The sequence below is a fragment of the Streptomyces albospinus genome (genome assembly GCF_014648695.1).
Lineage (GTDB): Bacteria > Actinomycetota > Actinomycetes > Streptomycetales > Streptomycetaceae > Streptomyces > Streptomyces albospinus.
Genome location: NZ_BMRP01000107.1, coordinates 1 through 6,785 on the forward strand (window position 1 = coordinate 1; position 6,785 = coordinate 6,785).

6 protein-coding genes are annotated in these 6,785 nt (G+C 67.4%); 5 read left to right on the plus strand and 1 reads right to left on the minus strand.

Annotated features, from left to right (window positions below; translation table 11 throughout):
* Positions 1 to 387: 387 nt before the first annotated feature.
* The 3 genes from IEZ17_RS41165 to IEZ17_RS41170 all read left to right on the plus strand — a co-directional run bounded on the left by IEZ17_RS41165 (position 388) and on the right by IEZ17_RS41170 (position 1,633).
* Positions 388 to 822, plus strand: coding sequence for a VOC family protein (locus IEZ17_RS41165; protein ID WP_189308757.1), 435 nt, complete (start codon positions 388 to 390; stop codon positions 820 to 822).
* A gap of 110 nt (positions 823 to 932) precedes the next feature.
* On the plus strand, positions 933 to 1,058 hold the full coding sequence (locus IEZ17_RS44085) for a hypothetical protein (RefSeq protein WP_268249903.1): 126 nt from the start codon (positions 933 to 935) through the stop codon (positions 1,056 to 1,058).
* Positions 1,059 to 1,459: 401 nt separating this feature from the next.
* Positions 1,460 to 1,633 carry a hypothetical protein gene (locus tag IEZ17_RS41170; protein WP_189308758.1) on the plus strand — a complete coding sequence of 58 codons (174 nt, stop codon included), beginning with the start codon at positions 1,460 to 1,462 and terminating at the stop codon, positions 1,631 to 1,633.
* Positions 1,634 to 1,750: 117 nt separating this feature from the next.
* Here the strand turns inward: IEZ17_RS41170 and IEZ17_RS41175 are convergent, their stop codons facing one another.
* Entirely contained in the window at positions 1,751 to 2,773 is a 1,023-nt protein-coding gene (locus tag IEZ17_RS41175) for a cytotoxin leucocidin (protein WP_189308759.1), read from the minus strand.
* Between the two features lie 823 nt (positions 2,774 to 3,596).
* Here IEZ17_RS41175 and IEZ17_RS41180 point away from each other — a divergent pair.
* Positions 3,597 to 4,055 (plus strand): DUF7144 family membrane protein, encoded by a 459-nt coding sequence (locus tag IEZ17_RS41180; protein WP_229853126.1) that lies wholly within the window; start codon positions 3,597 to 3,599, stop codon positions 4,053 to 4,055.
* A 730-nt stretch (positions 4,056 to 4,785) separates the two neighbouring features.
* Complete coding sequence (gene gcl / locus IEZ17_RS41185; RefSeq protein ID WP_189308760.1) at positions 4,786 to 6,567, plus strand: glyoxylate carboligase; 1,782 nt, start codon at positions 4,786 to 4,788, stop codon at positions 6,565 to 6,567.
* The last annotated feature ends 218 nt before the right edge of the window (positions 6,568 to 6,785 follow it).

The following is a 6,785-nucleotide window of genomic DNA, read 5'->3' on the forward strand; positions in this document are numbered from 1 at the left end:
TAAGCTCCTGGCAACAGCCAGTTGATCAAATTGTGTTGCGACGACTCCTGGAAACCGCCCCTGGAAGTGGGGCCCTTGGACGTCTCCTGGAGGCCTCACCTCGCTTGTGGGAGAAATTTGGGAGGTGGTTTGCGGCGGGGAGGAGAGAACTCGGGCAACGGCCCGTACTCGCGGCGATCCACGGCCGGGCGGAGGGTGGCTCCCACAGGCCCTGCAACTGGTCGGCGATCTTCAACTCGGAACGACGGGCAACCCCTTGGAGGCGTCCACATCGGTTCGCCCCCGCGACCGCACGACACAGCAGCGGCTCGCAAGGTCCATCCTCCCGTCAACATGCGCATCACCACCGGGAACTGGGCAACAGAGCCCCGCTGCTAGGGTGAACCGATGGCGTCGGTCAAGCAGTTCCAAGTCACCTTCGACTGCGCAGAACCTGAGCGCGTCGCTCGTTTTTGGTGCGAGGTGTTGGGGTACGCCGTACCGTCGCCACCGAAGGGGTTTGCCACTTGGGGCGATTTCGATCGCTCGCTGCCGCCTGAGCGGCAGGGTTCAGCGTTCGCCTGCATTGATCCCTCAGGCGTGGGCCCGCGACTGTTCTTCCAGCGCGTTCCCGAAGGCAAGGTCGTCAAGAATCGGCTGCATCTTGACGTGCGGGTCGGCACCGGACTCGTGGGTGAAGAGCGCCTGGCCGCGCTGGAGGCCGAATGCGCACGGCTGGTCGCGCTCGGCGCGGTACGCGTGCGACTACTGGGTGCCGATGGCGTCAATGAGTCGTGCCTGCTGATGCAGGACATCGAGGGCAACGAGTTCTGTCTCGACTGAGCATCCTCCGAGACGGCGAGGTGGGGAGCCGTCTCCCTTGGGCCTCTCGCAAAGGTGGTCCCGTAGGGGACGGGAGTTATCGCGTGAGGGCGGGGTGGTGAAGTTGGGCGATGGCGAGCGTGGCCTGGTGGACGCCGTCGTCCTTGCAGTGGAGTTCGTTCGTCTACGAGCTGTCGGTCACCGAGGAGCAGCGGGCCAAGCTGGCCGCCGAACTCAGGAAGGCCGCCTGCAAGTAGTCTCACGCCCGCGTCAGGAGACACCGGCCGGCACCACCACGTCGCTCTCCGCTCGGAGAGCGGGCCGGGATCCTGTGGCGAGATCTGCCGTACAGAAGGGTGTTTCAGGCTTCGCTGCTGGTCGTCGGCCGGTCGGCAGGGAGGGACTGGCGGATCGACCGGGCCGGTGCAGGCACCTGAGCCTGCATGCCCTGGCGAACAACAGCGCCGGCCCGTGCTCGTCGATGGCGGTATCCCGGATGAGGCGGTGGGGACGCTGCTGCGGGGGGAGTTCGGTATGCCGGGCTGACCGCCGCCAACGTTGGGGCGACCGTGCGGCTGCCGAAGGATCACGTGCATCTGCGGCTGCTGGAAGGCTCCTCCACCGACATACGGCAGTGTGCGCCGAAGGTGCTGGGACAGTGCGGTTCGCCGGCGGCGCCGGGGCTCAGCCGCTGATCGAGGCGCTTCAGATCCTGCGGGAGTTGAACGCCACCGGTACTCGCCATGTGCCGGGCAACGCCCCGACACGTTCATGCCGGCCCGCCTGGGACGCCCTGTGTGCGCCGAGCGACGGCAACGACTCCGGCCCGTAACCGGACTGCGGTGCCGCCCTTGTGCGGCTTGGCAGGGCGACTCCGCGGTGTCATGGGCTGTGGCGTGGCCCAGTTGCGGGGGGCGAGGGTCCCCCTCCCGCACAACGCACTCGCCGATCAGCGGCCTGCGCGGATGACCTTCTTGCCGTCCTGGCTGAGCGGGACCGGGATCGGCTGCGGGACGCCGTGCTGCCGGCCGCCGTTGAGATCCTTCTGGACGACGTTCACGTTGACGGACACGCCCTGTCCCCCGCTGAACTTCCCGCTTGCGAAGGCATCCACGCCGTCCGCGGTGATCTCGTAACCGGTCGTGTCCACGATCGAGTGGGTGCGGCAGTCACGGAGCACCTCCTCGATGGGGACGAACCAGAGCCAGTGGTAGTCACCGTCGTGGTTGAGGTCGACCTTGTCGTTGAACCAGATCGCCACGGATCCCGCCATGTTGACGGTGGCCGTCCAGTCGATGTCGTACTTCTGAGTGCCGATCACGAGGGACGCCTCGATGACCGACTTGGGCGGGATCTTGAGGGGGAGGTCGACACTCCAGTTCTGGACCTCCTTGTGGGCGAACTCCTGGGTGGAGGAGAGGCTGGTCTCGATCGTGGTGGTCTCGCCGACCTTTGCCACGGCCGGGATCTCGGCCGAGACCTCCATGGAGACGCCGATCTTCAGCGACTCGGTCACGGAGATCCGCAGGTCCTGTTCGGTCGTCTTGCCCTGCTTGTACGTGACGACTTGCTCGACCGTCGAGCCGTTGCGGTAGTTGGTGGTGACGGAGCTGACCTGACCCGGTATGGGGGAGGGGGCGTTGGGGTCGTAGGTGATGCCGCTGTACTCCGCGCTGACCTGGTACTTGTGGTAGTCGCCGAGCGCGCTCTGCTTGCCGTAGTCCGTGGAGGCGGTGAAGCGGCAACCGTGGGAGCCGGGGAACCGCTCCCGGGCCATCCACGTGCCCCACTCGTCCGTGATCTCTTGCAGCGAGCGGACGGTTGCCTTGCGCTTCGAGGCGTTGCGCGGGGCGTTCAGCCGACTGGGTGCCGCCGCCGCTGCACCTGCGGTTGTGAGCGACACGGGGACGGCCGCGGCGAGGCCGGCTGCGGGAGCGAAGGCGAGAACGCGCCGTCTGGAGACATGGCTCATGGAGGTTCCCAATCCAAAAGGGGCGGAACGGGGGAAACGTCTTGGGCAGCAATGCAATCGGCGATCTTCCGTAGCGCATAGGGACTTTGGTCCCGAATCGCCGACGGCGGCACGAAATCCCGTGTCGGCATGGGGTCGACGGGGTCTGATACACGGTCAGCAGCTTGGCCGGCCCCCGATTCGTCAGCTCCGGCACTCGCTCCAACGCGGGGAAAATCTCCAGCAGTTGAGCCCGAAGCCGGTTGATCTGCCGAAGCTCGGAAGCCTGCCAGATCCGCGAGCCGGCGTAAGGGGCCATGATCTCTCGCCCCGTGCCGGCTTCCGCCCAGAGCCGCTCCAGGGCCTCGGTGGATGGCGTGCGCGCCGAGCCGTAGCGTCGGCAGGGGTCTCTGTGATTGACCAGGAAAAAGCCCCAGGCCGTTCGTGGCCCGGGGTTCCTTCCCTCCTCGGCTGACAGCTCACACCAACGCGGGTGGTCGGTCCGGGGTGCGAAGCGCCGGCCGCTTCAGCGACGGGTCCCAGCCTTGATCCCTGGCGTCCAGGTCGTTCGTACGGCGGCGCGATCCACCTGTACACCAGGGAGCAGGCCCACTCCACCGGCGTAGGGGGCGACGGTGCACGGGGCGGGCAGCGGGGGCGTCGTGATTCCCGTCCGAGACGGGCTACGGGGAGCCTGTGAAGAGCGCGCGCCAGCCCTGAACCGAGGCCGAGCAGCGCGGTAGGAGCCCGTGGTCTCCGGGGGTGGGTTGCAGTCGCGGCACCGGAGAATTGAGGTGACGCTGTCAGGGGAGCGTGGCTTGCCTCGCACGAGCCGTGTGCGTCGGTGGCCGCGCTGGACAGGAAGGCGGCGGCCATGGCAGCGGTGCCCAACAAGGGGCGGCAGGGGAGTCCCTACAGCAGTGAATTGATCTCCGGCGCGTCCCTGTTCGCGGGGACGTCACTGATGCTGAGCGGGCCGCTCAGCATTCTTCAGGGCGTAACCGCCATCACACACGACACCGTGTTCTCCTCGCCTCGGTACGACTACCGGTTCGATCTCTCCGCTTGGGGTGGTATCCACCTCGTGGTCGGAGTGGCGCTCGTCGTTATCGGCGTGGGGGTTTTGCTTGACAAAAGCTGGGCGCGCGCGGCCGGTATACCGGTGGCGGGAATCAGCCTGGTCACCCAGTTCATGTTCGTTCCGTACTACCCCGTGTGGTCCATCATCGTGATGACACTCGACCTCCTCATCATCTGGGCGCTGAGCAGATCGTTCCATCCAGGAACCAGCGGCGGTCGGTGAGCCCGGGCTGGACCTTGGCCGGCGGGAACCAGGTAAGGCCTCGATCGAGCCGCACCGTCCGGGTCCGTCACGTGCGCAACAACCGGGTCGCCGACGCACTCCGGCGCCGGGTGTTCTCCGCCCTGCGCCTCTCACCGAGCGCCCGTCGCTCCTACGACGAGCAACGGGCTCGGAAGGCAGACCGGCTGCAACGCAGCCCTCCGCCAGGTCGCCGACACAGTGGTGGGCATCTCCACGTATTCGCCGGTACAGCGGCGAAATACAGCAACCTCCCGACTGTAGGCGGCCCAAGGCACCCGTCAACAGGCCAAGGCGTCAACAGGTCAAGGCGTCACCAGCCCACGGCAGGCTGCATGGCACTCGATGGCTGATCGCCCTGGAGCTCCGCCGTACCCGCCCGCGCTGTGACGCCGCCGTGATGCGCTTCGCGCCGCGCGGAGACGAAGCGAGGGGTCCTCCGGCCCCCCCGACGCCCCGCCGCCGTCGGAGCCGCCGGCCCCTGAGCGGGCGGCCCCGTCCATCACCGAGCCGCGCACCGGTAGTCACCGGTGCGCGGTTTTTCGCGTGCGCGCGTGCCCGCCCGCCTGCATCGCTCACCAGGCACCCCTTGACGGGCGGAACGTCTCGCTCTACGTTCCTTCCATAAAGCAAAACATTAATTCCATGATGCGGAATTATCCCCGGCCGTTTCGGCCGGAATGCCCGTGACAGGCCGACGCAGGAGTACTCGATGCCTCGAATGACAGCAGCCCGCGCTGCGGTGGAGATCCTCAAGCGCGAGGGCGTGACCAACGCCTTCGGCGTGCCCGGCGCGGCGATCAACCCCTTCTACGCGGCGCTCAAGGGTGCGGGCGGGATCGATCACACGCTGGCGCGCCACGTCGAGGGCGCGTCGCACATGGCCGAGGGCTACACCCGGACCCACCCGGGCAACATCGGCGTCTGCATCGGCACCTCCGGCCCGGCCGGCACCGACATGATCACCGGCCTCTACTCCGCGACCGGCGACTCCATCCCGATCCTCTGCATCACCGGCCAGGCGCCCACCGCGGTGATCCAGAAGGAGGACTTCCAGGCCGTCGACATCGCCGCGATCGCCAAGCCGGTCGCCAAGGCCGCGACCACGGTCATGGAGGCCGCCCAGGTCCCCGGCGTCTTCCAGCAGGCGTTCCACCTGATGCGCTCCGGCCGTCCCGGCCCGGTCCTGATCGACCTGCCGATCGACGTCCAGCTCACCGAGATCGACTTCGACCCGGAGACGTACGAACCGCTGCCCGCCTTCAAGCCGGCCGCGACCCGCGCCCAGATCGAGAAGGCGATCACCCTCCTCAACGAGTCCGAGCGCCCGCTGATCGTCGCCGGCGGCGGCATCATCAACGCCGACGCGTCCGACCTGCTGGTCGAGTTCGCCGAGCTGACCGGCATCCCGGTCATCCCGACGCTGATGGGCTGGGGCATCGTCCCCGACGACCACGAGCTGAACGCCGGCATGGTCGGCCTCCAGACGTCGCACCGCTACGGCAACGCCAACTTCCTGGAGTCGGACTTCGTCCTCGGCATCGGCAACCGCTGGGCCAACCGCCACACCGGCAAGCTGGACCTGTACACCAAGGGCCGCAAGTTCGTCCACGTCGACATCGAGCCGACCCAGATCGGCAAGATCTTCGCCCCGGACTACGGCATCGCCTCGGACGCCAAGGCCGCCCTGGAGCTGTTCATCGAGGTGGCGAAGGAGCTCAAGGCCGCCGGCAAGCTGCCCGACCGCAGCGACTGGGCCGCCTCCACCCAGGAGCGCAAGGCCCAACTCCAGCGCCGTACGCACTTCGACAACATCCCGATGAAGCCGCAGCGCGTCTACGAGGAGATGAACAAGGCCTTCGGCCCGGAGACCCGCTACGTCACCACCATCGGCCTCTCCCAGATCGCCGGCGCGCAGATGCTGCACGTCTACAAGCCGCGCCACTGGATCAACTGCGGCCAGGCCGGCCCGCTGGGCTGGACCATCCCGGCCGCGCTCGGTGTCGCGAAGGCCGACCCGGAGACCCCGGTCGTCGCGCTGTCCGGTGACTACGACTTCCAGTTCATGATCGAGGAGCTGGCGGTCGGCGCCCAGCACAAGATCCCCTACGTCCACGTCCTGGTGAACAACGCGTACCTGGGCCTGATCCGCCAGGCGCAGCGCAACCTCGACATCAACTTCCAGGTCAACCTGGAGTTCGAGAACATCAACTCGCCGGAACTGGGCGTCTACGGCGTCGACCACGTCAAGGTCGCCGAGGGCCTGGGCTGCAAGGCGATCCGGGTCACCGACCCCAACCAGCTGGGCGCCGCCTTCGAGGAGGCGAAGAAGCTGGCCGCCGAGTACCGGGTCCCGGTCGTCGTCGAGGCGATCCTGGAGCGGATCACCAACATCTCCATGGCCGCCGCGGAGATCGACAAGGTGAACGAGTGGGAAGAGATCGCGACCGAGCCGGGCCACGCCCCCACCGCGATCAAGCCGCTCAAGGTCTGACGCCGGCCGGGGGCTGATTCCGGCCCCGATCCGGACGGTGTGCCGGGCGCTGCTTGACCGCCGCGCCCGGCATGACCACCATCCCGTACAGCAGAAACAGAACTCCGTCATCCGGAAGGATGGTGGAACTCAGTCATCCGGAAGGGATGCCGAGCCTTCATGGGTTTCACGGACACGCGCTTCAACGTCAACCTGTCGATTCTGTTCACCGAGCTTCC